Consider the following 23,902-nt stretch of genomic DNA (forward strand, 5'->3'; position numbering starts at 1 on the left):
TAAGGGCATTTTCGGCGATGAACGATTGTCGGGAATGATTGTTGGAATGATCTGAATTGAGAACCGGCCAGAGGCGCGGTTGAATTGCAAGAGTTGGCGGGGGAGGCGGCTTGGCTGTTCCCGCGCCCAGTAGGAGCGAATGGGTGCCCACACGCGAACAGACTACCGGCCCCCGCGTGATGCTGAAGCGGCTTCGCGAACTCATGGCGGAGGCGCTTGAGCCGCAGGACAGGCTCGACCGTATCGTGCGCGACATCGCGCAGAATATGGTTGCGGAAGTGTGTTCCATCTACGTGCTGCGCTCGGACGGCGTGCTCGAACTCTATGCGACGGAAGGCCTCAATCCCTCGGCCGTCCATCTGGCGCAACTGCGCCTCGGCCAGGGTCTCGTCGGTACGATCGCGGCGAGCGCGCGGCCGCTCAACCTGACCGATGCGCAGACCCATCCCGCCTTCGCCTACCTGCCGGAAACGGGGGAAGAGATCTACAATTCCTTCCTCGGCGTGCCGATCCTGCGTGCCGGGCGCACGCTCGGCGTTCTCGTCGTCCAGAACAAGACCAAGCGCGTCTACCGCGAAGACGAGGTCGAGGCACTGGAAACGACCGCCATGGTCCTCGCCGAGATGGTGGCGGCAGGCGGCCTGACCCGGCTGGCGCGTCCCGGCGTCGAGCTCGACATGGGCAAGCCCATGAGCTTCAGCGGCACCGCCTTCAATGATGGCGTCGGCCTTGGCCATGTGGTGCTGCACGAGCCGCGCATCGTCGTGACCAACCTGTTCAATGAAGACATCGATGCCGAGGTCAAGCGGCTGGAGAATTCGCTCGGCTCGCTGCGCATTTCCATCGACGACATGCTTTCGCGCCGCGACGTCGCCTTCGAGGGCGAACACCGCGAGGTTCTCGAAGCCTACCGCATGTTCGCCCACGATACCGGCTGGGTGCGGCGTCTCGAGGAGGCCATCCGCAACGGCCTGACCGCCGAAGCGGCGGTGGAAAAGGTCCAGAGCGACACGCGCGCGCGCATGATGCACCTGACCGATCCCTACATGCGCGAGCGCCTCAGCGATTTCGACGATCTTGCCAACCGCCTGCTGCGGCAGCTGATGGGACGCGACGTCAAGACCATGGCGGGCTCGCTGGCCAAGGATGCGATCATCATCGCGCGGTCCATGGGGGCCGCCGAGCTTCTCGATTATCCGCGCGAACGCCTGCGGGGCCTCGTTCTCGAAGACGGCGCGGCGACCAGCCATGTGGTGATCGTTGCCCGCGCCATGGGCATTCCCGTTGCCGGCCAGGTCAAGGGCGTCGTCTCCATGGCCGAAAACAACGATCCTGTCATCGTCGATGGCGATGACGGCCGCGTCCATCTGCGCCCGCAGGCGGATGTGGAGGCGGCCTATTCGGAAAAGGTCCGTTTCCGCGCCAAGCGCCAGGCGCTCTACCGCGAATTGCGCGACCGCCCCTCGGTGACGAAGGACGGCGTGCCCATCACCCTGTTGATGAATGCCGGCCTGCTCGTCGACCTGCCGCAGCTCGCCGAGGCCGGCGCGGCGGGCATAGGGCTCTTCCGCACCGAACTGCAATTCATGGTCGCATCGACGTTCCCGCGCGCCGAGCAGCAGGAGCGGCTTTATCGCTCGGTGCTCGATGCCGCCGGCGAGCGGCCCGTCACGTTCCGCACGCTGGATATCGGCGGCGACAAGGTGCTGCCCTATTTCCGCAACACCGCCAACGAGGAAAATCCGGCCATGGGCTGGAGGGCGGTGCGGCTGACGCTGGACCGGCCCGGCCTGCTGCGCACCCAGGTGCGCGCGCTGCTGAAGGCGGCGGGCGGGCGCGAGCTGCGCCTGATGCTGCCGATGGTCACCGAAGTGGCGGAAGTGCGCAAGGCGAGCGAACTCATCAGCCGCGAGGTGCAGCATCTGTCGCGCTTCGCCCATGATCTGCCGACGCGCGTCAAGATCGGCGCCATGGTCGAAGTGCCGTCGCTGCTCTGGCAACTGGACGAGCTGATGTCCGTGGTCGATTTCGTGTCGGTCGGTTCGAACGATCTCTTCCAGTTCGTGATGGCCGTCGACCGGGGCAATTCCATCATCGCCAACCGTTTCGACAATCTGTCCGTGCCCTTCCTGCGCGTGCTCCGGCACATCGTCGAGGCGGGGCAGCGCAACAATACCGATGTCACCCTATGCGGCGAGATGGCGGGCAAGCCGATATCCGCGATGGCCCTGCTCGGTCTGGGTTTTCGCTCCATTTCCATGTCGCCCGCCGCGATCGGCCCGATCAAGGCCATGCTCGGATCACTCGACGTGGGCGAGCTCAGCGTGCAGCTGGCCGAGGCGATGAATGGCCATGGCGACATGGGGTCGTTGCGGCATGTGCTGACCAAGCATGCGGAGCGCGCGGGCATTTCTTTGTGAGGTTTGAATGACGTCCATTCCGCAGGATCGCATGGATCAGCTGCTGAAGCGATTTTCCTTGATGGAAACGCAGATGGCCAGCAATCCCGATTCAGACACCTATGTCAAACTTGCGTCGGAATATGCGGAGCTGGAGCCCGTCGTGTTCAAGATCCGCGAATTGCTCGATGCGCAGAGCGAGGCCGATGGCTTGCAGAGCCTGCTCGACGATCCGGCGACGGATCGCGACATGCGCGAACTGGCCGAGGCCGAACTGCCGGATGTGAGCGAGCGCATCGACGGGCTGGAACAGGAAATCCAGGTGCTGCTGCTGCCGAAGGACGTCGCCGACGACCGCAGCGCCATCCTGGAAATCCGCGCCGGCACCGGCGGATCGGAAGCCGCGCTCTTCGCCGGCGACCTGTTCCGCATGTATGAGCGCTACGCCGCCGACAATGGCTGGCGCGTGGAGCTGATTTCCGCCAGCGAGGGCGAGGCCGGCGGCTACAAGGAAGTCATCGCCATGGTCACCGGCAAGGGCGTTTTCGCCAAGCTCAAATTCGAATCCGGCGTCCACCGCGTCCAGCGCGTGCCCGATACCGAGGCGAGCGGCCGCATTCACACCTCCGCCGCCACGGTGGCGGTGCTTCCCGAAGCCGAGGATATCGATATCGACATTCGTCCCGAAGATATCCGCATCGATACGATGCGGGCGTCGGGATCGGGCGGGCAGCACGTCAATACGACCGATTCGGCCGTGCGCATCACGCATATTCCTTCCGGCATCGTGGTGGTCCAGGCGGAAAAGTCCCAGCATCAGAACAGGGCCCGGGCCATGCAGGTGCTGCGCTCGCGCCTCTTCGACATGCAGCGGCAGAAGGCCGACAGCGAACGATCCGAGGCAAGGCGCAGCCAGGTCGGTTCCGGCGACAGGTCCGAGCGCATTCGCACCTATAATTTCCCGCAGGGGCGGGTCACCGATCATCGCATAAACCTGACGCTCTACAAGCTCGACCGCATCATGGAAGGCGATCTCGGCGAATTGATCGGTGCGCTGATATCGGATTACCAGACGGCGCAGCTCGCCCAGCTCAACGAGAGCCACTGAATGACCGGGCGCAGCCGGAAACTTGCGGACCTCATCCGGCAGGCGAGGGACCATCTGGCACGGCAGGGGATTGCGTCGGCAGAGCTCGATGCGCGGCTGCTGGTGGAGTGGGCGACGGGCTGCGACCGCCTCGCCATGGTGCGGGAGCCGAATCGGCAAGCCGACATGGCAGAGGTCGAGCGGATCGACCGGGCGGTCGAGCGGCGAATCGCCGGGGAATCGGTGCATCGGATCATGGGATGGCGCGAATTCTTCGGCATGGAATTCGAACTGTCGGCGGATACGCTCGAACCACGCCCCGATACGGAGGCCCTGGTCGAGCTGGCATTGAGCTGGCTGACCTTGCGGGCCGGGCGCAACGGCAATGCGGTCGTGGTCGATCTCGGTACGGGAACGGGGGCCGTCGCCCTTGCCCTGCTCCAGCATGTTCCGGGGCTTCAGGCCATAGGCGTGGACATATCCGCAGGCGCGCTGACGACAGCGCGGGGCAATGCGAAACGCGCCGGTTTGTCGGCCCGCTTCGCCGCCATCCAATCGGACTGGTTCGCGCGGATAAGTGGTTCATTCGACATGATAATTTCCAATCCGCCCTATATAGTATCGGCGGAGATAGCGGGGCTGCAGAAGGAAGTTTCGATCCACGATCCGGCGCGCGCGCTCGATGGCGGGGCGGACGGACTGGACGCCTATCGCAAGATTGCGCAGGGCGCGTCGCGGCATCTTGCGGAAGAGGGCAGGGTGGCGCTCGAGATCGGCGCGGGACAAAGGGCGGATGTCGAGCGGATTTTCGCCGAGGCGGGTTTCGTGCCGGATGGGCTTCGCCACGACCTTGGCGGGCACGAGCGGGCACTTCTCTTTGCCCGGGCTAAAAAATAATGGAAAAAAGGCTTGGAATCTGCGCAGAAGATCGCTAGTTTCCGGGTACCGCTTTAAACCGACGACACTGGTTCTGCCAATCAAGCGATTGATCGGAAATCCCCAGAGTTTGAGTTCTCCTCGATGGTGTTCTGGAGAAAGCGTTTCTTGCGGAAGCACAAAAGTTTTTTGAACTTTGGATGCGATCGAAGCGCGGGGCGTGCTTCAGATCGGCATTTGAAAAGCGAGCTTTTTGACTCAAATGGTGAGCAAACAAGCGCCCCTGATTTTCTGAAAAGAGATAAGTATGAGGCCAGTACAGCAGAATAGGCGCATGCGCGGACGCGGCAACAACAACCGCAGCAAGGGACCAAATCCACTATCGCGCAATTATGAAAGCAACGGCCCGGACGTGAAGATCCGTGGCAATGCCCAGCATATCGCCGAAAAATATGCCACTCTTGCACGCGACGCCCAAAGCGCGGGCGACCGTGTGATGGCGGAAAACTATCTCCAGCATGCCGAACATTACAATCGCATCATTCTCGCGGCCCAGGCCGCCGCGCCGGTCCAGTATCAGCGCGACGACCAGGACCAGGATGATGACGGTTCCTATGATGATGACGGTCCGATCGCCGAGACCGAGCGTCAGGAACGGCCCGAGCGCCAGGATCGGCAGGAGAGGCAGGAACGGCAAGAGCGGCCGGAGCGACAGGACAGGCAGCCGCGGGTGAACCACGCCATCAATGGCAGCGGCCCGCAGCCGGTCATCGAAGGCACCCCCGCCGAGGTCGCCTATGATGACGACACGGCCAGCCAGCGCCAGCCGCAGGCACAGCCGGCACAGGCCGAAGCGCCCGAGGCTGCCGCGGCAGCGGACGAGGCCGCCGATGCGCCGAAGCCGGCAAGGCGCTCGACCCGTGGCCGTCGCCCGTCGCGTCCGCGCGAGGCACGGGCCGAGGAAGGCAATGGCGACGAGCCGTCGCCGGCAACGCGTGCCGAGGCGGCCAATGATCTGTCTCCGGCCAGCATCGTCGCCGAAGTGAAGAAGCGGCGCGCCGCCGCCGAATCGGACGTCTAGGCGCCAGCGCATGCCGGCGGGTTGCCGCCGGACCTGAATTGATTTCGAACCACCCGCCGTCACCGCCGGGTGGTTCTTTCATTTGATGCTGTGGGTGGATGAGCTTGTCGAAGCACGCAACAACAGTGTTGCAATCTCTTTTCCAGGGTGGTTGGCTCAGATGAGGGAAAGTAGAGTTTTGCAGGCTGGCGAACCTGAGAGCGTGCAGATGCTGTGAGGCTTTCAACTGCTGGCTCTCCCCTTTCTGCAAACAAATCAAACCCTCATGCTGAGCTTGTCGAAGCACGCACCATGCTGATGCAACCAAAAAAGGGATTGCACAAACGTTGCTGCGTCCTTCGACAGGCTCAGGATGAGGGAAATTGGGGGGTGGCAGGGTTCTGGTTCTGTGAGCTCAATACCCGCCAACGCGGCAGGGCTATCACCATGCAATCAGATCACTCTCCCTCATGCTGAGCTCGTCGAAGGACGCACGACAGTTTTGCAATGATCCCCTTGTTCTGGTGCCTGCAAAAGCATCGTGCGTTCGATGGCTTGCCATGGGGAGCCGGAAGCACTCGCCCTCAGGCGGCGAGTTCCGATCGCCAGGGCGGATTGGCGCCGGCGCGCGAAACGGTCACCGTGGCGGCCTTGATTCCGAGCGTCAGCGCCGCCTCGATCTGCCGGTCGGTCAGTTCGGCAAGTCCGGCTTTCGTCAGTGCGCCGTTCTCCTGCAGCGAAGCCAGAACACCGGCGGTGAACGTATCGCCGGCGCCGACCGTATCGACCACGGCCACCCTTTGCCCCGGGACCTGCACGGCCTGCCGCTTCGTATAGCCGGTGGCGCCATCGGCGCCATGGGTGAGGAGGATCAGCTTCGGCCCGATGGCGTCGCCCTCGACCAGCCAGCGGCGCGCCACGTCTTCCAGCGATCCCACCTCGCCGAACCAGTTGAGATCTTCGTCGGAAACCTTGACGATGTCGGACATGGCGATCATCCGCCGCATGCGCGCGAGGTGCTTTTCCTTGTCCGGGATGAATCCCGGCCGGATGTTCGGGTCGAGGATGATGACGCGCTTCGCGTGTTCGCGCGCCATCAGCGCCTCATAGGTGCTGCCGCACGGCTCGGGAATGAGGCTGATCGCCCCGAATTGCAGCGCGGTCACATTGGCGTCGAGTTCGGGCAGGTGCTCCGGCGCCAGCGAGCGGCCGGCGCTGTTCTCGTCGTAGAAGATATAGCTCGCCTGGCCATCGACCAGCCTTACGAAGGCGAGGGTGGTCGGCTGCGGCGAAATATGCGCGTAGCGGCTGCCGACATGGTTCTGCGCGAGACTGTCGCGCAGCATCTGCCCGAAGAAATCGGAGGAAAGCCCGGAGTAGAATTCGGTCGGCACGCCGAGCCGGCCAAGGGCGACGGCGGTGTTGAACACCGCGCCGCCGACATAGGGGGAAAAGGCGGTTTCGCCGGCCTCGGTCACGCGCGGAAGCATGTCTATAAGGGCTTCGCCACAACATAAAATCATTGAACAATCTCTCTTGGATAAATGACACCCTTGCGGATGATAATATTGGCATAAAGGCGGGTTTCGCCCGTGGCAACGATCGTGTGTGCCGTTTTCACACGGGCGTAGAAATCGGCACCGGCCAAGGCGACGAGCCTGGCGCCCGGCGCATATTTTGCGCAGATCCGGTTCATTTCATCATGAACCGGGTCGGAAAGTTCCGGCTCGCCGCGAACCGAGGCCCTGAACAGCGGTTCGGCGACGAAATCGTCCACCGGCAATATCTGCAGGATCGCTTCGAGGAGCGGAACGAGCGGAATGCCGTCGGCGCGCACCAGCCGCGTCGCATCCGTCTGCGCCGGATAATTCGCATCGACGAGCGCGATCTCGTCGCCATGGCCCATGCTGCGCAGGGTCGCGAGCAGTTCCGGCCCGAGCAGGGGTGAAATGCCGATCAGCATGGCCGCTCCGTGGATTGTGCCGGTTGCATCATGGCCCGCGCCATGGGGCGCGTCATGGGTCCCGTCATGGCCCGCATCATGGCTGGTCGACCTTCCTGAATATCTTCTGGCCGAGGAGAAACCTGTCGGCAAGCGGCAGGCTGGCGGCGCCGAGAGCGCGCGCGTGAATGCCGACCGTTCCTTCAAGGATCACCGGCAGCTCGATGCCCTCGAGATCGAAGGTTTCGACATGGCCGCGAATGGCGGTGACGATCCGCGTGCGCACGTCGGCCGGCATCCAGCCATCGATGATCGCCGCTTCGAAATCGACCACCGAGGCCGAGGCAACGACCGCATGGGCGATCGCCCGCGCCGCATTGTCGATCCACTCGTCCAGTTCCGGCCCCATCGTGCCCCAGTCCTCCGGGGAGGTCCACAGCGGCGAGGGATCGCGGCGAAGACCGGTGACGACGCGCTCCAGCGTGGTGATGGAGGCGACATCGATCAGCTGGCGCACATGGTTGCCCTGGGGGGTGCCTTTGGGACTACCGGGCGCGGGGACCGGCATGGAACCCAGCGCCCCGGCATTGCCGCTGCGCCCCGCATAGAGGCTGCCATTGATGACGATGCCGCCGCCGATAAACGAACCGATGAAGAAATAGACGAAATCGCTGATGTCCTTGCTCTGGCCGAAGACGAGCTCGGCGCCGCAGGCGGCCGTCATGTCGTTCTGGAGATAGACCGGGAACGGGCAGATATCCTGGATCAGCTGCCTGACGTCGCAGCCCTTCCACTGGTCGAGCACGTCCTGCGGCGCGCCGACCGTATCGGCCCACTTCCACAATTCGAAAGGCGCGGCAATGCCGAGGCCCGCCAGCCTTTCCCGCTGGCCCGGAGCCAGCCCCGCCAGCATTTCCTCTATGCCGGCCTCGGCGATCGCAAGGATGTTGTCCGGCGCCGGATAATCATAGGGAACATGGCGCATCGCCCTGATATTGCCGACGAAATCGATCATGACGAGATCGGCGCTCCGGCGCCCGATCTTCAGGCCGAAGAAGAACGCGCCTTCGGGATTGAGGGCCATGGGAACGAGCGGCTGGCCGATCCGTCCGCGCAGGGGAGCCTCGCGCCGCAGCAGTTCGTCCGCTTCCAGCATGCGCATGATGATCGAGCTGGTCTGGGCGGAGAGACCCGTCATGCGCGCAATGGCGGTCTTGGCGAGACTGCCATGCTGGCGCAGCAGCGACAGCACGACCCGCTCATTGTGGTCGCGCATTCCGCTCTGGTTCGTGCCGTGGTGAAGCTGCGCACGCCGGGTGCCTTGCTCCGAGATACGGGTGCTCAATGGTCTCCTCCCATCCGTCAGCGGGACAATGGCGGCGGCAATGGCCCCTGTCAATATTAAATCAGAGTGATTTATTAATGTTGACAGCGGGCACGGGGTGGTATTTCCTTGATGCAGCACTTGGCCGGGAGGATAACTGTCCGAGGTGTTGAGAGATTAACAGGGCGCCGGGTCAACTGGCGTCAGCGCGGACAGGCGTGACCATGCCGTCCCAAGAGGAGGAAGTTGCATGAACAGAGTAAGTTTTCTGAAATCGTCGGTATTCGGTGCTGCGGCCATGGCGCTCGGCGCTTTTGCCGTTCCTGCGCAGGCTGCCGATGTGAGCGCCTGCCTGATCACCAAGACCGACACGAACCCGTTCTTCGTCAAGATGAAGGAGGGCGCGCAGGCCAAGGCCCAGGAACTCGGCGTCGAGCTGAAGGCCTATGCCGGCAAGATCGATGGCGATACCGAGAGCCAGGTCGCGGCCATCGAGACCTGCATCGCCGATGGCGCCAAGGGCATCCTCATCACCGCTTCCGACACGGCCGGCATCGTCTCGTCGGTCAAGCTGGCGCGGGATGCCGGCGTCCTCGTCATCGCGCTCGACACGCCGCTTGATCCTGTCGACGCGGCGGACGCCACATTCGCCACCGACAACCTGCTTGCCGGCGAACTCGTCGGCAAATGGGCGGCGGGAACCCTCGGCGACAAGGCCAAGGACGCCAAGGTCGCGTTCCTCAACCTCACGCCGTCGCAGCCTTCGGTCGACGTCCTGCGCGACCAGGGCTTCATGAAGGGCTTCGGCATCGACGTTGCCGACATCAACAAGATCGGCGATGAGAAGGACCCGCGCATCGTCGGCCACGACATCACCAATGGCAATGAGGAAGGCGGCCGCAAGGCGATGGAAAGCCTTCTGCAGAAGGACCCCGAGATCAACGTCGTGCACACGATCAACGAACCGGCCGCCGCCGGCGCCTATGAGGCGTTGAAGGCCGTCGGCAAGGAGAAGGACGTGCTCATCGTTTCGATCGATGGCGGCTGCCCGGGCGTGAAGAATGTCGAGGCAGGCATCATCGGCGCGACGTCGCAGCAATATCCGCTGATGATGGCGGCGCTCGGCATCGAGGCGATCAAGAAATTCGCCGATACGGGCGAAAAGCCGAAGCCGACCGAAGGCAAGGACTTCTTCGATACCGGCGTCGCGCTCGTCACCGACAAGCCGGTCGACGGCGTCGAATCGATCAGCGTCAAGGATGGCCTGGCCAAGTGCTGGGGCTGAGCCTTTAACGGGCGGGCGCTCCCGACAAGGGAGCGCCTGCCTGCCCGCATTCGCCGGCCAGTGCCGGCATCCAGCGGCGACAACAGGCGCCAGGGCGAGAGCGAGCTGCGTTCAAGGGGCGAAAGCCGCGGACGGAGCCTGCCGATCCAACTACCTCCGGGAGGTCATCCATGACAGAGACTGAGCGAACCACGCATCAAAAGCAGGAGTTTGAAAGCGTCCTGACGCAAAGCTCCGCCGATGTCGCCAGCTTCGACAGCAATGAGAAGAGCACGCTCGAACGCATCCGGCACTATCTTCATTCGAGCCCTGCGGCCGTGCCCCTCATCGTGCTCGTGCTTTCCCTGGCTGCCTTTGCCGCCATTGTCGGCGGGCGGTTCTTCACGCCCTTCGCGCTGACGCTGATCCTGCAGCAGGTCGCTATCGTCGGCATTGTCGGCGCTGCGCAGACGCTCGTCATCCTCACCGCCGGCATCGATCTTTCGGTCGGCGCCATCATGGTGCTTACCTCCGTGGTGATGGGCCAGTTCACCTTCCGCTACGGTTTGCCGGTGGAAGTTGCCGTCGCCTGCGGCCTGGCGCTCGGCGCGCTGTGCGGCTTCGTCAATGGCGTGCTCGTCGCCCATATCAAGCTGCCGCCCTTCATCGTCACGCTCGGCACCTGGCAGATCTTCCTTGCGGCCACCTATATCTACTCGGCCAACGAGACGATCCGCGCCCAGGAAATCGAACAGCAGGCGCCGCTGTTGCAATTCTTCGGCCAGAAGCTTTCCTTCGGCGGCGCGACCTTCACCTATGGCGTCTTCGCCATGATCGTGCTGATCGCCATCCTCTGGTATGTCCTCAATTATACCGCCTGGGGCCGGCATCTCTACGCGATCGGCGACGATCCCGAGGCGGCGCAGCTTTCCGGCGTGCGCACCAAGCGCGTCCTCGTTTCCGTCTATGTGCTGGCGGGCCTCATCTGCGCGCTGGCCGGCTGGGCCCAGATCGGGCGCAACGGCTCGGTCTCGCCGCAGGTCGGCCAGTTCGCCAATATCGAATCCATCACCGCAGTGGTCATCGGCGGCATGTCGCTCTTCGGCGGCCGCGGCTCGATCATGGGCATGCTCTTCGGCGCATTGATCGTCGGCGTGTTCTCGTTCGGCATGCGCATGATCGGCACCGACGTGCAGTGGACCTATCTCATAATCGGCCTCTTGATCATCTCCGCCGTGGCAATCGACCAGTGGATCAGAAAGGCAGCAAGCTGATGACGACACCAACACCATCCGCCGCCCCGATCCTGACCGCGCGGGGCCTCGTCAAGCGCTACGGGCGCGTCACCGCGCTCGACCACGCCGATTTCGACCTCTATCCGGGCGAAGTGCTCGCGGTGATCGGCGATAATGGCGCCGGCAAATCCTCGCTGATCAAGGCGATTTCCGGCGCCATCCATCCGGACGAAGGCGAGATCCATCTCGACGGCAAGCCCATCAATTTCCGCTCGCCGATGGAAGCGCGGGAGGCGGGCATCGAGACGGTCTACCAGAACCTCGCATTGTCGCCGGCGCTGTCGATCGCCGACAACATGTTCCTCGGGCGCGAGCTGCGCAAGCCGGGCATTGCCGGCAAGCTCTTCCGCATGCTCGACCGCAAGACCATGGAGAAGCTGGCGCGCGACAAGCTTTCCGAGCTCGGCCTGATGACCATCCAGAATATCAGCCAGACGGTGGAAACGCTTTCCGGCGGCCAGCGGCAGGGCGTCGCCGTGGCGCGCGCGGCTGCCTTCGGCTCCAAGGTCGTCATCATGGACGAGCCGACGGCGGCGCTCGGCGTCAAGGAATCGCGCCGGGTGCTGGAGCTGATCCAGGACGTGAAGAAGCGCGGCCTGCCGATCGTGCTGATTTCGCACAACATGCCGCACGTCTTTGAAGTTGCGGACAGAATTCACATCCACAGGCTCGGAAAGCGGCTTACCGTGATCGACCCGAAAGAGTATACGATGTCCGACGCAGTCGCCTTCATGACAGGCGCCAAGCCGGCGCCCTCACCGGGCAATTGAGTTGCGGACGAACAGATTTTCAACCACAAGGATATTTCGATAATGAAGCGTTCCGAGATCAATAGGATCATCCGCGAGAGCGACAAGTTCATCCGCTCGTTCGGCTATGTCATGCCGCCCTTCGCCTACTGGACGCCGGAGGAACTGAAGGCCCGCACCGCCGGCGATTCGAAGGCGATCCTCGATGCAAGGCTCGGCTGGGACATCACCGATTACGGCCAGGGCAAGTTCGACGAGCTCGGCCTGTTCCTGTTCACCACCCGCAACGGCAATCAGGAAGACCTGAAGAAGGGCGGCGGCATGCTTTATGCCGAGAAGATCATGATCTCGCGCGAGAAGCAGCTTTCGCCGATGCACCGGCATATCGTCAAGGCCGAGGACATCATCAATCGCGGCGGCGGCACGCTGGTCCTCGAATTGTTCAATTCGCGCGAGGATGGCAGCGTCGACGAGGCGACCGATGTCGAGGTGGCGACGGACGGGCGGATCGTGAAGCTTGCGGCCGGCGGACTGCTCAAGCTGCAGCCGGGCGAAAGCGTCACGCTGCTGCCGGGCAACTGGCATGCCTTCTGGGGCGAGGGCGGCGACGTGCTCATCGGCGAAGTATCGACCGTCAATGACGACCTGACCGACAATATATTCCGCGAGCCGATCGGCCGGTTCTCCTCGATCGAGGAAGACGAGGCGCCGCTGCACCTGCTGGTATCCGACTACGACAAATGGCTCGCCTGATCGCGCTGCAGGACCTCGCAACCGAAATCCTCGGCCGCTCGGCCGGATGCCAGCGGTTCGTGGTCGCCATAGCCGGCCCTCCCGGGGCTGGCAAGTCGACGGTCTCGGCCAGCCTGTGCGAGGCCATCAACGCGATCGAGCCGGATGCGGCGGCGGTGGTTCCCATGGACGGGTTCCACCTCGACAATGCCATTCTCGACCAGATGGACATGCGCAAGCGCAAGGGATCGCCGCCGACATTCGATTGCGCCGGGCTCGAACTGCTGTTGCAGCGCCTGCGCGCGAGCGGCGACGACGTGGTCATTCCGCTGTTCGACCGCAAGCTCGATCTCGCCCGCGCCGGGGCGGCCATCGTCGGCAGGCAGACGCGCATCCTGCTGGTCGAGGGCAATTACCTGCTGCTGGACCAGGCGCCCTGGGACAGGCTGCAGCCGCTCTTCGACCTGTCGGTGTTTCTCGAGGTCGATCGCACCGAGCTCGAGAACCGGCTGGTGCAGCGCTGGCTGGGCTATGGCTACAATGTCGGCTCCGCCCAGGCGCGCGCGCTGTCGAACGATATCCCCAATGCGGAACTGGTGCTGGAGAAATCGCGCCCGGCCGACTTCCGCGTCTTGAACTGAGGCTGTGCCAAACCCTTGAAAGACACCGCTATGCCACGAGCATTTCAAGCTCGCGAGCAATCGACGGGAGCCGCGCAGCCTCTCTCGCAACGTTGACCTCACGAGTAGCATGAGCCGTTTCTTGCAACCTCTTGTCCAGTTTATATTCCTTGCGTGCCTCCAGCCATTCGAGGACGTCCGAAAGGTGCCATAGCGTAACCGATGGTCCATCATGGACCGGGCTCGGAAAATCCGGATTGGAGACCATGAGCTTGCGAATATTCTGGCGGCTCTTGCCGACAAGGTCCGCGATCTCGGTGGCGCTGACGAAGTCGGGGTGGGCTTCGACCAGCATCGCGGTCGGCAGTGCCGCCTTGACGTCTTCAAGGGCCGTGCGAATGGCGTTCCGGGCGCCGTCCGCCTCCCTGTCGAACTGCAATGCAAGGCGACCGGCAATGCCGATGCCGACAAGCATATCCGTGCAGCCCGCTTCCCCAAGCCGTTCCACAATGTCGTCCTGATCCGCATCGGTTGCGGCCAACCGGTATTTCAGAGTGAAATTATATTCTTGCATTGTAGTCACGCCTTATCTGCTTTTGCCTTGGCGGCAGTGTGCGTCGTGCAATTGTCGACGACCCGGCGCAACGCCCTGGCATGGGTGCCGGCGTTTTTCGGCGTACTCCAAATGCTGGTTATGCAGAACTCGTCGCAACGACATGTGTCCTCCTTGTATGGGCAGAACATCTTTCCCCAGGCATGGCTCCCGCCAACGCTTATGCGCCATCCTGCTGCTTCTGCGTATCTTATGGCTTCTTCAATATCTTTCTTGGGATGCGGCTTACGCACCATTTATCTCCTTAAATACATATATCGACGTGGTTGTCATTTGACAACCCATGCTAATGAATGGAAAATATAATGACCTCTATGCTCACAAATCCGACGTTCCTGCAAATCCCCCCACTTTCCTCATCCTGAGCCTGTCGAAGGACGCAGGGAGGCTGCTGCAGCCCCATGTTCACCGAGTTTGCAGCGATGAAGTGCGTGCTTCGACAAGCTCGGCATGGGGGAGGTGCATCAGCACGATTGGTCCACGATATGGATGTTGACTTGATAGCAAGGCGGTAGACCTGCCCAGATCGATATTCTCGTCGGGGCCACCGAGCCCGCGGCCGTCAATCAGTAGCCACCCACGCCTCCCTCACGCCTCCCTCATGTCTCCCTCACGCTCGCATGTCTCCAAAGCCCGCTCCCCAAATCCTAGTTGCAAATAATTCGCACTTGCAAAAGGTTTGGTGCGTGCTAAAGATGCAGTTGCAAATCAATTGCAGAAGGAGCGGATATGTTCGCAAGGTGGGCGATGCTGGCGGCGCGGCGGGTTGTGCCGATGACGAGGTTGGTTGTGGCAATGGCGCGGCGGGGTCCGTATCTCGCGGGCCCGGTGCTTTCCGTGCCGGCGCGGCTGCCGTCCCCGCAGGGGCAGGGCTGGCCGGCGGCAAGACGGGTTCTGATGATGGCGATACTGGCAGGCCTGGTCATGGGCCAGGGGGGCCAGGGGGCGACCGCTGCTGAAAAGTTCAAGGTGGTGACGACCTTTACCGTCATTGCCGACATGGCGCGCAATGTCGCCGGCGATGCGGCAACGGTGGAATCGATCACCAGGCCCGGCGCCGAGATCCATAATTACCAGCCGACGCCCGGCGATATCCGGCGCGCGCAGGGCGCCAAGCTGATCCTGTGGAACGGTCTCGGGCTCGAGCTCTGGTTCGAGAAGTTCTTTGCCGGCCTCGAAGACGTGCCGGGCGTGGTCGTGACCGCCGGCGTCGAGCCGATGAGCATCACCGAAGGCCCCTATGACGGCAAGCCCAACCCCCATGCCTGGATGTCGCCCGCTGCCGGGCTGCTCTATGTCGACAATATCCGCGATGCGCTGGTCAAATATGATGCGCCCAATGCGCAGGTCTACAAGGCCAATGCCGAGGCCTACAAGGCGAAGCTCAAGGCGGTGATCGACCCGATCAAGGCGCAGCTCGCCGCCGTGCCGGAGGACAAGCGCTGGCTGGTGTCGAGCGAAGGCGCATTCTCCTATCTCACGCGCGATTTCGGCCTGAAGGAACTCTATCTCTGGCCGATCAATGCCGATCAGCAGGGCACGCCGCAGCAGGTGCGCAAGGTGATCGACGCGGTGCGGAGCAACAGGATCGGCGTCGTCTTTTCGGAGAGCACGATCTCGGCCGATCCGGCCAGGCAGGTGGCGCGGGAGACCGGCGCCGAATATGGCGGCGTGCTCTATGTCGACTCCCTGACCGATGAAAGCGGGCCGGTGCCGACCTATCTCGACCTGCTGCGCGTAACGACGAGCACGATAGCGGCGGGACTTGCCCGATGAACGCACGTACCGGCGAACCATTCCAGCTGCCACCACAGCCGCCATTGAATCCCTCCGGCGAAGGGGAGGGCATCGCCGTGCGCGATGCCACCGTGACCTACCGCAACGGCCATACGGCATTGCGCAATGTCAGCTTCGCCATTCCGAAGGGCACGATCACCGCGCTCGTCGGCGTCAATGGGTCCGGCAAATCCACCCTGTTCAAGGCGATCATGGGTTTCGTAAAGGCGTCCGAGAGCAGCGTCGCGGTGCTCGGCCGGCCTGTGCATGAGGCGCTGAAGCGCAATCTCATCGCCTATGTGCCGCAGAGCGAGGAGATCGACTGGAACTTCCCGGTTCTCGTCGAGGACGTGGTGATGATGGGCCGTTACGGCCATATGGGCATGATGCGCATCGCCCGTGCGGCGGACCGGGCCGCCGTCGACGGTGCGCTGGCCCGCGTCGGCATGACGGATTATCGCAAGCGGCAGATCGGCGAATTGTCGGGCGGGCAGAAGAAGCGCGTCTTCCTTGCCCGCGCCCTGGCGCAGGACGGGCAGGTGATATTGCTGGACGAGCCCTTTACCGGCGTCGATGTGAAGACCGAGGAGGCCATCGTCGCGCTGCTGCTGGGTTTGCGCGCCGAGGGCAGGGTGATCCTCGTATCGACCCATAATCTCGGCAGCGTGCCGGAATTCTGCGACCGCACGGTGCTGCTCAACCGCACGGTGCTGGCCGCGGGGCCGACGGCGGAAGTCTTCACCCAGGCCAATCTCGAAAAGGCGTTTGGCGGCGTGCTGCGGCAGTTCCGCCTCGACAAGGCGGGCAATGGCGATGCGGTGAGCATCATCAGCGACGACGAGCGGCCGTTCATCTCCCGCACGCCCGCTGCCTCCGAACCCGACAGCACGGATAAGGGCCGGCGCTAGCATGGCAACGCTTCTCGAACCTTTCACCTATGGCTACATGGTCAATGCCATGTGGGTTTCGGCGCTGGTCGGCGGCGTCTGCGCCTTCCTCTCCGCCTATCTGATGCTCAAGGGCTGGTCGCTGATCGGCGACGCGCTTTCGCATGCCATCGTTCCGGGCGTCGCCGGCGCCTATATGCTCGGCCTGCCGTTCTCCATCGGCGCGTTCTTCTCCGGCGGGCTGGCGGCGGCGGCGATGCTGTTCCTCAACCATCGCACCAAGCTGCGCGAGGATGCGATCATCGGCCTGATCTTCTCGTCGTTCTTCGGTCTCGGCCTGTTCATGGTGTCGCTGTCGCCGACATCGGTGAACATCCAGACGATCATTCTCGGCAATATACTGGCGATCACGCCGGAGGCCACGCTGCAGATCGCCATTATCGGCTTCGTCTCGCTCGTCGTGCTGCTCGCCAAGTGGAAGGACCTGATGGTGGTGTTCTTCGACGAAAGCCATGCGCGCTCGATCGGCCTCAACCCGCCGCTGCTGAAGCTCGTCTTCTTCACGCTGCTTTCGGCCTCGACGGTCGCCGCATTGCAGACGGTGGGCGCCTTTCTCGTCATCTCCATGGTGGTCACGCCCGGCGCTACCGCCTATCTCCTGGCCGACCGCTTCCCGCGCCTCATCGCCATCGCGGTCGTGATCGGCACCTGCACGAGCTTCCTCGGCGCCTATGCGAGCTATTTCCTCGATGGCGCCACCGGCGGCATCATCGTCGTGCTGCAGGCGCTGGTCTTCCTCGTGGTGTTCGTCACGGCGCCCAAGCACGGCCTGCTCGCGGCCCACCGGCGCGCGACGCGCGCCTTGAAAGATGAGAGCGCGACGCGCGCCTTGGATGAAAAGGGCGCATTGGGCGCACTGAAAGAGGAGGGCGCGGCATGAGCATCTGGGAAGCGCTGTTCCTGCCCTTCATGGTCAAGGGTCTCATCATCGCCGTGCTGGTCGCCATACCGATGGCGCTGCTTTCCTGCTTCATGGTGCTGAAGGGCTGGGCGCTGATGGGCGATGCGATCTCGCATGCGGTCTTCCCCGGCGTCGTCCTCGCCTATGTGGTGGGGCTGCCCTATTCGGTGGGCGCCTTCATCGCCGGCATGTCCTGCGCGCTGGCGACCGGCTATCTGAAGGAGAACAGCCGCATCAAGCAGGATACGGTGATGGGCGTGGTGTTTTCGGGCATGTTCGGCGCCGGGCTGGTGCTCTATGTGGCGATCCGGCCGGACGTGCATCTCGACCATATCCTGTTCGGCGACCTCCTCGGCATCACCATGCGCGACATCGTCGAGACCGGCGTCATCGCCGCCTTCATCGTCGCCGTGCTGCTGGTCAAATGGCGCGATTTCTTCCTGCATGCCTTCGATCCGGCGCAGGCGCGGGTGTCGGGCCTCAATGTCCGGCTCCTGCATTACGGGCTCCTGTGCCTCATCTCGCTGACGATCGTCGCCGCGCTGAAGGCGGTGGGCATCATCCTCGCCATCGCCATGCTGATCGCGCCGGGCGCCATCGCGTTCCTGCTCACCCGCCGCTTCGCCTCCATGCTCGGCGTGGCGCTGGCGGTTGCCGTCTTCGCATCGCTGGCGGGCGTCGTGCTTTCGTCCATCCTCGACAGCGCGCCGGCGCCGACCATCGTCCTCGTCATGGCGGCGATCTTCGTCGTCGCGCTCGCGGCAACGCAATTGCGTCGCCCCGCCGTGCAGGCGGAGTGATCAGGCGGCGAGGAACTCGGGAAACATCAGCGAACGATGGGCGGCGACGCCGGCCCTGGTGCCATCGCCCACCGCCAGCGCCACGGAGCCTGCCATGGCGGCCGCATCGCCGCAGGCAAAAATCCCGGCCCGGCTCGTCATCTGCAGCGCATCGACGCGGATATAGGCGCCGAGCGGCCCGTCATCGAAGTCGCAGCCCAATTGCCCGGCAAGCGGCGCGGCAACCCGCGTCGACGGAGCGGTGAACAGCCCGCCAAGCGCCACGCTGCGGCCATCGGCAAGCTCGACCGTCACCATGTCGCCGGAACCGCCGAGCGCGCGCACCGGCTGCGTCTCGACATTGACGCCGCGCCGCGCCAGCGCCGCCTGCTGGTCCGCATCCGGCTCGAATGTGCCATTGGTGAAGAAGGTCGTGCTGCCCCAGTCCGGCAGCATCATCGCCTGGTGCATCGAGATCGCCCCGGTGGCGAGGACGCCGATCGGCGCCTCGCCGATCTCATAGCCATGGCAATAGGGGCAGTGGAACACGTTGCGGCCCCATCGCTGCTTCAGCCCCGGCACGTCGGGCAGTTGGTCGCTGACGCCGAAGGCCAGGATGAGGCGGCGGCCGCGATGGGCCTTGCCCGCGGCGTGGACCGTGAAATCGTCGAGATCGCCATCGGCCGTCCCGGCGCGGCCCTCCAGCCATTCCACCGTCGGATAGGCCAGCAATTGCCGGCGGGCGCGCTCGGCGATTTCCGCCGGATCGACGCCGTCCTGCGTCAGGAAGCCATGGGAGGTCGAGGCAAAGCGGTTGCGCCTTTCGCCGGCGTCGATGACGAGCACGCGGCGCTTCGCCCGGGCCAGCTGCAGCCCGGCGGCCATGCCGGCATAGCTGCCGCCGATGATGATGACTTCATGTTGCATGATGGCTGTTTCCATGTTGGGCGTGGGCGGCGAAGCGGCGGTGGAAATCGGCGGCAAGATCGGCAAGCGACACGCTGCCCAGCCGCTCGATGATCAGGGCCTCGGCCTCGGCGAAAGCGCCGTCGAGCGCCTGGTTGACCGCCTGCTCGACCAGGCATTGCGGCGTCTCGGTTCGATTGCCGAGCGCGAACATCTCCGGCGCGCCCACCGCGTCATACATGTCGCGCAGCGTGATGTCCCTGAGGTCGCGGGCGATGACCCAGCCACCGCCATGGCCCTTCTGCGAGGTGACGAAACCGGCCTCGCGCAGCCCCGCCATCGTCCGCCGCACCACGACGGCATTGGTCTGCATGCACAGGGCCAGCTCCTCCGACGTCATGGCCTTGCCGCGCTCGGCCATGTGCAGGATGACGTGGAGAATGGCGGATAGTCTGCTGTTGCGTTTCATGTAACAACGTATGATACATGAAACGCGCGCCGTCAAGCCCTGCAATTTTTACTTGCACTCGTCCCCAATTTCACTTGGATTCATTTCACGGGCACTCGTCTATTGAAGAGACAGGCTTCAGACACGATCTGAGGTTGCAGCGCGCGCGGGTCTGCGCGCGTCGGATTTCCGGGGAAGCGCAGCATGAACAGATATTCCATCGGCTTCTGGATATTCGTCCTCGCCGTCGTTTCGATGAGCGGCGTCGTCTTCAGCTGGGTGGTCTATGACGAGCCGACCATGATCGGCGCAATCTTCGCGCTGTTCACCTGCGTGCCGCTGATCGCGCTGGAGCGCGGCGCGCTGTTCCCGCGCCTCTATTCGCGCCTGGCCGTGCTGCCGACGCCGTTCTACATCATGGCGACGCTGCTGCTCTATTCGGTGCTGATCTATTTCGGCTCGGCATTGTGCCGCATGCTGCTGAATTTCCTCGGCTACCAGACCTATGACCACTGGACGAAGATCGCGATGCTGCCGCCGAGCGCCTTCTTCTCGACCCTCGTCATCGCCGCGGTGCTGAGCTTCGTCGCCCGCGTGCGCGAACTGCTCGGCCGGGATGTCTTCACCAGCCTGCTGCTGGGCAAATACCGCAAGCCGATCGAGGAGGAGCGGGTGTTTCTCTTCGTCGATCTCGCCGGCTCCACCTCCTTTGCCGAAGAACATGGCGACCTGCGCGCCCAGCAGTTTCTCGGCGCCCTGTTCGCCGCCTTCGCCGCCCCGGTCCGCCGCCATGGCGGCGCCATCGACGATTATATCGGCGATGCGGCGATCATCACCTGGCCGATGAAGAACGGCATCAAGAACGGCAATTGCGTGCGCTGCGTGTTCTCGATCCTCGATGCGATCGAGGCGGACAGGGAAAAATGGCTGCAGAAATTCGGCCGGGTGCCGCGCCTGCGCGCCGCGCTGCATGGCGGTCCGATCATCGCCGCGGAGATCGGCGTCGATCACCACAAGATCGCCTATTTCGGCGACACGGTGAATACGACGGCGCGGCTGGAAGGCCTGTGCCGCACATTGAACGAGCCGGTGCTGATCTCCAGCGACCTTGCCGGCCGGATCGATTTCAAGGACGGCATAGGCACGGATTATCTCGGCAACCACGCGCTGCGCGGCAAGGGCCAGTCGCTCGGCGTCATGGCGCTGCGCCGCTCGCCGGTGCCGGTGGCGGAGCCCGAACCCGCCGCCATGGCGCCGGTCGCCGGCTAGCGCTGCCTCCGATCAAGTATACGCAGTTGCGTATACTTGTGTTTTAAACGCACTCGCGTATAATCTATTTTTAAGCGCGAATGCGTATATTCAGGATTTATACGCTATTGCGTATATCGGAGGCAACATGACCGAAGCCATTGCCCGCACCGAAAAACAGCTCGGCGCCATCATCCGCCGCGTCCGCAAGCAGTCCGGCCTGACCCAGGGCGGGCTTGGCGACCTGATCCATCTGCGCCAGGGCACGATCTCGCGGCTTGAGGCAGGGGAGCCTGCCGTGCAGTTGCGCACGCTGATGGAAACGCTCTCCGCGCTCAAGCTCGAACTGGTGATCCGGCCACGGACGCAGGCCGGCGCTGCCGACATCGAAGATCTGTTCTGATGGCACGGCGCAAGGCGCATGTGCCTCTCGACGTATTTCTGAACGGCCGCCTTGTTGGCGTTTTGCGCCGGGAGCCGTCCGGCGCCATCGATTTCACCTATGCGCGCGCCTGGCTGGACTGGGGCGACACGTTCCCGGTGTCGCTGTCGCTGCCGCTGCGGGAAGACCGCTATATCGGCGCGCCGGTCGCCAATGTCTTCGACAATCTGCTGCCGGACAATGAATCCATTCGCAGGCGCGTGGCCGAGCGGGTCGGCGCGGAGGGCATCGACGCCTACAGCCTGCTGGCCGCGCTCGGCCATGATTGCGTCGGCGCGCTGCAATTCCTGCCGGATGGCAGCGAGCCCGGTCCGGCGGGCAGCGCCGAGGGCAGGGCGGTGAGCGATGATGAAATCGCCGCGCTCCTTGCCAATCTCGCCAGCGCGCCGCTCGGCATGGGTGACGACCGGGATTTCCGGATCTCGCTTGCCGGCGTGCAGGAGAAGACGGCGCTGCTGTTCAAGGATGGCCGCTGGTTCAAGCCCTCCGGCACGGCGGCGACCACGCATATACTCAAGCCGCAGATCGGCCAGATCGCAAACGGGCTCGACCTTTCGGACAGCGTCGAGAACGAATATTTCTGCCTCAAGCTGCTCAAGGCGTTCGGGCTCCCGGCCGCCAATGCCGAGATCGCCGATTTCGGCGCGCGCCGCACCCTGGTCGTCGAGCGTTTCGATCGTCGCTGGACGAGGGACAACCGCTTGTTGCGCCTGCCGCAGGAGGACATCTGCCAGGCGCTCTCCATTTCGCCGACGCGAAAATACCAGTCCGAAGGCGGTCCGGGCATGCGCGACATCATCCAGATGCTCAAGGCCAGCGACCGGCCGGACGAGGATATTGCCGCCTTCATGCGCGCCTGCATCCTGTTCTGGCTGATCGGCGCGACGGACGGACATGCCAAGAATTTCAGCATCTTCCTCGCACCCGGCGGCCGCTTCCGCATGACGCCGCTCTACGATGTGCTGACGACCCAGCCGAGCCTCGACAGCGGGCAGATCCCGCGCCGGAAATTCAAGCTCGCCATGTCGGTCGGCAGCAACAATCACTATGCCGTCGATGAGATCGTCCCGCGCCATTTCCAGCAGACCGCCGACGCGGCGGGCATGGGGAAGGCCGCGCTGCAGGCGATTTTCGAAGAACTCGCCGCAACCGCCGGCAAGACGATCTCGACCATTGTCGATGAGCTGCCGCAGGGATTCCCGCCGCAGCTGGTCGACTCGATCACCGCTGCCATGACGGGCCGGACAGGGCTCATCGCGCGCTATCTCGAGGGCAGCGAGTAGCACAGGCCTGCATTCCCCGCCATTCAACCTCCCTCATCCTGAACCTGTGGAAAGACCCCGCAACGGCGATCCCACCCGCGCATGGTCCGGTGGGATAAATGGAAACTTATCCCACCACTTTGAAACCGGGTTATTGTGATTCGGTCCTTCCCAGGGGAGCAGCTTCCGGTGCTGTTCGATTGCTGGGGAAGGATGGCGTTGCCGGGATATCGGAAGTGACAACCCCGATTGGCCGGCAAACTGCAGAAGGAAACGGAGGTGGCGCTCCGGTTTCCGGGTTGTTGCGCCTGACAAACGCAACAACGGCAGGGCAAAGACGCCATGGGCGGTCTTCGGACCTCGACCCTGATACTATAGACGCGCTGAAGACCGCCCGTCTCCCCCCTTTCAATGACCAGACGCGATTTTGCGGGCGTGGTGACGATTTTCTGCATTCAATCTCTGCCTCCCACCAACTTCCCTCATGCTGAGCCCACACCCCTCATGCTGAGCTTGTCGAAGCACGAAGCACGCACTGGTTTGATGCAGCGCTTCAAAGGGATTGCACCAACGTTGTTGCGCCCTTCGACAAGCTCAGGATGAGGGTAGGGGATTGATTGCAGGGTGGTGATTCTGAGATGTTGGCGGTGTTGAAATCTTGCAGGACCACCACCCGGCATCAAAGGCAATCGTGAGCCCAAATGAATGAGGCCCAGCCTTGGCTGAGCCTCGAAAACTGGATGTCCATTACCGTGGTGTACGAGACGCAAGATGTCATCCTGCGTTGACATGACAGCGACCTCGAAAGTCAGCCTGCCTGTCGAGACAAATAGGAGCTTTGCGACCGGAAGTCCAACGGTGCTCGATGGTATTCATGAATGCGTGCTCCGTGCAACGACATTCCTGCAATCCACCCGGTAAGCCCCGCCACGAGGCACGCCGGCCCAACTCATATTCCGCTATCGACAAATTTTGTTCATTAAGCGTCAAATTCGACCGGGGGGGCGATGACAGCGCGGCTTTGCTCGGCTATGGTTCCGCCTGTCGAGGGTTATCGATCAAAGGTCGAGACCCCTGTCAGCTCGCGGGAGAGCGTCCCGTCGCCGCAAGGCGTCAGGACCGCCGAAGGGGAAATCGCCCGAAATCTCTCAGGTACCAGGAACCGCGCGCAGGTAAGACAACTCTGGAAAGTCGGGGGCAACCTCGCGCCGAAGGTGTAAGTGCAGTCGCGT

Annotated in this window: 22 protein-coding genes, 1 pseudogene and 1 riboswitch; of the genes and pseudogenes, 16 read left to right on the plus strand and 7 right to left on the minus strand. The window is 63.4% G+C overall.

All coding sequences use genetic code 11. The annotated features are described in order from the left end of the window. Nucleotides 1-179: 179 nt before the first annotated feature. The 4 genes from ptsP to M8997_RS11615 all read left to right on the plus strand — a co-directional run bounded on the left by ptsP (nucleotide 180) and on the right by M8997_RS11615 (nucleotide 5,443). Nucleotides 180-2,420 carry a phosphoenolpyruvate--protein phosphotransferase gene (gene ptsP, locus M8997_RS11600; protein ID WP_250020023.1) on the plus strand — a complete coding sequence of 747 codons (2,241 nt, stop codon included), beginning with the start codon at nucleotides 180-182 and terminating at the stop codon, nucleotides 2,418-2,420. Nucleotides 2,421-2,427: 7 nt separating this feature from the next. Next, nucleotides 2,428-3,507, plus strand: coding sequence for a peptide chain release factor 1 (gene prfA, locus M8997_RS11605; RefSeq protein WP_250019963.1), 1,080 nt, complete (start codon nucleotides 2,428-2,430; stop codon nucleotides 3,505-3,507). Further along, entirely contained in the window at nucleotides 3,508-4,383 is an 876-nt protein-coding gene (gene prmC / locus M8997_RS11610; RefSeq protein WP_250019964.1) for a peptide chain release factor N(5)-glutamine methyltransferase, read from the plus strand. 286 nt (nucleotides 4,384-4,669) lie between these two features. Then, nucleotides 4,670-5,443 (plus strand): DUF4167 domain-containing protein, encoded by a 774-nt coding sequence (locus M8997_RS11615; protein ID WP_250019966.1) that lies wholly within the window; start codon nucleotides 4,670-4,672, stop codon nucleotides 5,441-5,443. Between the two features lie 563 nt (nucleotides 5,444-6,006). On the opposite strand, the gene M8997_RS11620 is transcribed toward M8997_RS11615, so the two are convergent. The 3 genes from M8997_RS11620 to M8997_RS11630 all read right to left on the minus strand — a co-directional run bounded on the left by M8997_RS11620 (nucleotide 6,007) and on the right by M8997_RS11630 (nucleotide 8,709). Beyond that, on the minus strand, nucleotides 6,007-6,945 hold the full coding sequence (locus tag M8997_RS11620) for a carbohydrate kinase (RefSeq protein WP_250019967.1): 939 nt from the start codon (nucleotides 6,943-6,945) through the stop codon (nucleotides 6,007-6,009). Beyond that, complete coding sequence (locus tag M8997_RS11625) at nucleotides 6,942-7,385, minus strand: RbsD/FucU family protein (RefSeq protein WP_250019968.1); 444 nt, start codon at nucleotides 7,383-7,385, stop codon at nucleotides 6,942-6,944. Before M8997_RS11625 ends, M8997_RS11620 begins: the two co-directional genes overlap by 4 nt. Before the next feature lie 76 nt (nucleotides 7,386-7,461). Then, entirely contained in the window at nucleotides 7,462-8,709 is a 1,248-nt protein-coding gene (locus M8997_RS11630) for an ROK family transcriptional regulator (protein WP_371929566.1), read from the minus strand. A gap of 229 nt (nucleotides 8,710-8,938) precedes the next feature. Between M8997_RS11630 and M8997_RS11635 the strand changes: the two genes are divergently transcribed. From M8997_RS11635 to M8997_RS11655, 5 genes are all read left to right on the plus strand, one after another. Then, nucleotides 8,939-9,973 (plus strand): sugar ABC transporter substrate-binding protein, encoded by a 1,035-nt coding sequence (locus M8997_RS11635; protein WP_371929567.1) that lies wholly within the window; start codon nucleotides 8,939-8,941, stop codon nucleotides 9,971-9,973. Nucleotides 9,974-10,143: 170 nt separating this feature from the next. Then, nucleotides 10,144-11,226, plus strand: coding sequence for an ABC transporter permease (locus tag M8997_RS11640; protein ID WP_250019969.1), 1,083 nt, complete (start codon nucleotides 10,144-10,146; stop codon nucleotides 11,224-11,226). Further along, nucleotides 11,226-12,017: an ATP-binding cassette domain-containing protein gene (locus M8997_RS11645; RefSeq protein WP_250019970.1), complete on the plus strand. Its 792-nt coding sequence runs from the start codon at nucleotides 11,226-11,228 to the stop codon at nucleotides 12,015-12,017. Before M8997_RS11640 ends, M8997_RS11645 begins: the two co-directional genes overlap by 1 nt. Nucleotides 12,018-12,059: 42 nt before the next feature. Further along, on the plus strand, nucleotides 12,060-12,749 hold the full coding sequence (locus tag M8997_RS11650) for a D-lyxose/D-mannose family sugar isomerase (RefSeq protein ID WP_250019971.1): 690 nt from the start codon (nucleotides 12,060-12,062) through the stop codon (nucleotides 12,747-12,749). Then, complete coding sequence (locus tag M8997_RS11655) at nucleotides 12,737-13,369, plus strand: nucleoside triphosphate hydrolase (RefSeq protein WP_250019972.1); 633 nt, start codon at nucleotides 12,737-12,739, stop codon at nucleotides 13,367-13,369. Before M8997_RS11650 ends, M8997_RS11655 begins: the two co-directional genes overlap by 13 nt. 28 nt (nucleotides 13,370-13,397) lie before the next feature. Here M8997_RS11655 and M8997_RS11660 read toward each other — a convergent pair whose 3' ends face one another. Together M8997_RS11660 and M8997_RS11665 are read right to left on the minus strand one after the other, a co-directional pair. Further along, complete coding sequence (locus tag M8997_RS11660; RefSeq protein WP_250020027.1) at nucleotides 13,398-13,922, minus strand: AlpA family transcriptional regulator; 525 nt, start codon at nucleotides 13,920-13,922, stop codon at nucleotides 13,398-13,400. Nucleotides 13,923-13,927: 5 nt separating this feature from the next. Next, a complete protein-coding gene (locus M8997_RS11665; protein ID WP_252597199.1) occupies nucleotides 13,928-14,197 on the minus strand; it encodes a hypothetical protein in 270 nt (89 codons plus the stop codon). 661 nt (nucleotides 14,198-14,858) lie between these two features. On the opposite strand from M8997_RS11665, the gene M8997_RS11670 reads away from it, so the two are divergent. The 4 genes and pseudogenes from M8997_RS11670 to M8997_RS11685 all read left to right on the plus strand — a co-directional run bounded on the left by M8997_RS11670 (nucleotide 14,859) and on the right by M8997_RS11685 (nucleotide 18,385). Continuing rightward, nucleotides 14,859-15,737 carry a metal ABC transporter substrate-binding protein gene (locus M8997_RS11670; protein WP_371929578.1) on the plus strand — a complete coding sequence of 293 codons (879 nt, stop codon included), beginning with the start codon at nucleotides 14,859-14,861 and terminating at the stop codon, nucleotides 15,735-15,737. Continuing rightward, nucleotides 15,734-16,645: a manganese/iron ABC transporter ATP-binding protein gene (locus tag M8997_RS11675; protein ID WP_250019973.1), complete on the plus strand. Its 912-nt coding sequence runs from the start codon at nucleotides 15,734-15,736 to the stop codon at nucleotides 16,643-16,645. The genes M8997_RS11670 and M8997_RS11675 overlap by 4 nt, the downstream gene beginning before the upstream one ends. A 1-nt stretch (nucleotide 16,646) precedes the next feature. Further along, nucleotides 16,647-17,492, plus strand: a pseudogene (locus tag M8997_RS11680) (metal ABC transporter permease); the annotation flags it as partial. 68 nt (nucleotides 17,493-17,560) lie between these two features. Continuing rightward, nucleotides 17,561-18,385 carry a metal ABC transporter permease gene (locus M8997_RS11685; RefSeq protein WP_250019975.1) on the plus strand — a complete coding sequence of 275 codons (825 nt, stop codon included), beginning with the start codon at nucleotides 17,561-17,563 and terminating at the stop codon, nucleotides 18,383-18,385. On the opposite strand, the gene M8997_RS11690 is transcribed toward M8997_RS11685, so the two are convergent. Further along, nucleotides 18,386-19,291: an NAD(P)/FAD-dependent oxidoreductase gene (locus tag M8997_RS11690; protein WP_250019976.1), complete on the minus strand. Its 906-nt coding sequence runs from the start codon at nucleotides 19,289-19,291 to the stop codon at nucleotides 18,386-18,388. After that, nucleotides 19,281-19,739: an Rrf2 family transcriptional regulator gene (locus M8997_RS11695; protein ID WP_250019977.1), complete on the minus strand. Its 459-nt coding sequence runs from the start codon at nucleotides 19,737-19,739 to the stop codon at nucleotides 19,281-19,283. Before M8997_RS11695 ends, M8997_RS11690 begins: the two co-directional genes overlap by 11 nt. Nucleotides 19,740-19,922: 183 nt before the next feature. Between M8997_RS11695 and M8997_RS11700 the strand changes: the two genes are divergently transcribed. The 3 genes from M8997_RS11700 (at nucleotide 19,923) to M8997_RS11710 (ending at nucleotide 22,691) form a co-directional block, all read left to right on the plus strand. Next, entirely contained in the window at nucleotides 19,923-20,987 is a 1,065-nt protein-coding gene (locus tag M8997_RS11700) for an adenylate/guanylate cyclase domain-containing protein (protein WP_250019978.1), read from the plus strand. 127 nt (nucleotides 20,988-21,114) lie between these two features. Next, nucleotides 21,115-21,369 carry a helix-turn-helix domain-containing protein gene (locus M8997_RS11705; RefSeq protein ID WP_250019979.1) on the plus strand — a complete coding sequence of 85 codons (255 nt, stop codon included), beginning with the start codon at nucleotides 21,115-21,117 and terminating at the stop codon, nucleotides 21,367-21,369. Further along, the gene (locus M8997_RS11710; protein ID WP_250019980.1) at nucleotides 21,369-22,691 is read left to right on the plus strand and encodes a type II toxin-antitoxin system HipA family toxin; all 1,323 of its coding nucleotides are present in this window, start codon (nucleotides 21,369-21,371) and stop codon (nucleotides 22,689-22,691) included. The genes M8997_RS11705 and M8997_RS11710 overlap by 1 nt, the downstream gene beginning before the upstream one ends. A 1,054-nt stretch (nucleotides 22,692-23,745) precedes the next feature. Next, nucleotides 23,746-23,845: riboswitch (glycine riboswitch) on the plus strand. The last annotated feature ends 57 nt before the right edge of the window (nucleotides 23,846-23,902 follow it).

Source organism: Phyllobacterium sp. 21LDTY02-6 (assembly GCF_023554255.2).
Taxonomy (GTDB): domain Bacteria; phylum Pseudomonadota; class Alphaproteobacteria; order Rhizobiales; family Rhizobiaceae; genus Phyllobacterium.

Bases quoted from the DNA above. Each gene is read 5' to 3' on its own strand.
- prfA (WP_250019963.1), top strand. From the start codon at position 2,428: ATGACGTCCATTCCGCAGGATCGCATGGATCAGCTGCTGAAGCGATTT.
- M8997_RS11660 (WP_250020027.1), bottom strand. From the start codon at position 13,922: ATGCAAGAATATAATTTCACTCTGAAATACCGGTTGGCCGCAACCGAT.
- M8997_RS11700 (WP_250019978.1), top strand. From the start codon at position 19,923: ATGAACAGATATTCCATCGGCTTCTGGATATTCGTCCTCGCCGTCGTT.
- M8997_RS11615 (WP_250019966.1), top strand. From the start codon at position 4,670: ATGAGGCCAGTACAGCAGAATAGGCGCATGCGCGGACGCGGCAACAAC.
- M8997_RS11670 (WP_371929578.1), top strand. From the start codon at position 14,859: ATGATGGCGATACTGGCAGGCCTGGTCATGGGCCAGGGGGGCCAGGGG.
- M8997_RS11620 (WP_250019967.1), bottom strand. From the start codon at position 6,945: ATGATTTTATGTTGTGGCGAAGCCCTTATAGACATGCTTCCGCGCGTG.
- M8997_RS11705 (WP_250019979.1), top strand. From the start codon at position 21,115: ATGACCGAAGCCATTGCCCGCACCGAAAAACAGCTCGGCGCCATCATC.
- M8997_RS11710 (WP_250019980.1), top strand. From the start codon at position 21,369: ATGGCACGGCGCAAGGCGCATGTGCCTCTCGACGTATTTCTGAACGGC.
- M8997_RS11625 (WP_250019968.1), bottom strand. From the start codon at position 7,385: ATGCTGATCGGCATTTCACCCCTGCTCGGGCCGGAACTGCTCGCGACC.
- M8997_RS11690 (WP_250019976.1), bottom strand. From the start codon at position 19,291: ATGCAACATGAAGTCATCATCATCGGCGGCAGCTATGCCGGCATGGCC.
- M8997_RS11685 (WP_250019975.1), top strand. From the start codon at position 17,561: ATGAGCATCTGGGAAGCGCTGTTCCTGCCCTTCATGGTCAAGGGTCTC.
- M8997_RS11635 (WP_371929567.1), top strand. From the start codon at position 8,939: ATGAACAGAGTAAGTTTTCTGAAATCGTCGGTATTCGGTGCTGCGGCC.
- M8997_RS11675 (WP_250019973.1), top strand. From the start codon at position 15,734: ATGAACGCACGTACCGGCGAACCATTCCAGCTGCCACCACAGCCGCCA.
- prmC (WP_250019964.1), top strand. From the start codon at position 3,508: ATGACCGGGCGCAGCCGGAAACTTGCGGACCTCATCCGGCAGGCGAGG.
- M8997_RS11665 (WP_252597199.1), bottom strand. From the start codon at position 14,197: ATGGTGCGTAAGCCGCATCCCAAGAAAGATATTGAAGAAGCCATAAGA.
- M8997_RS11655 (WP_250019972.1), top strand. From the start codon at position 12,737: ATGGCTCGCCTGATCGCGCTGCAGGACCTCGCAACCGAAATCCTCGGC.
- ptsP (WP_250020023.1), top strand. From the start codon at position 180: ATGCTGAAGCGGCTTCGCGAACTCATGGCGGAGGCGCTTGAGCCGCAG.
- M8997_RS11645 (WP_250019970.1), top strand. From the start codon at position 11,226: ATGACGACACCAACACCATCCGCCGCCCCGATCCTGACCGCGCGGGGC.
- M8997_RS11695 (WP_250019977.1), bottom strand. From the start codon at position 19,739: ATGAAACGCAACAGCAGACTATCCGCCATTCTCCACGTCATCCTGCAC.
- M8997_RS11640 (WP_250019969.1), top strand. From the start codon at position 10,144: ATGACAGAGACTGAGCGAACCACGCATCAAAAGCAGGAGTTTGAAAGC.
- M8997_RS11650 (WP_250019971.1), top strand. From the start codon at position 12,060: ATGAAGCGTTCCGAGATCAATAGGATCATCCGCGAGAGCGACAAGTTC.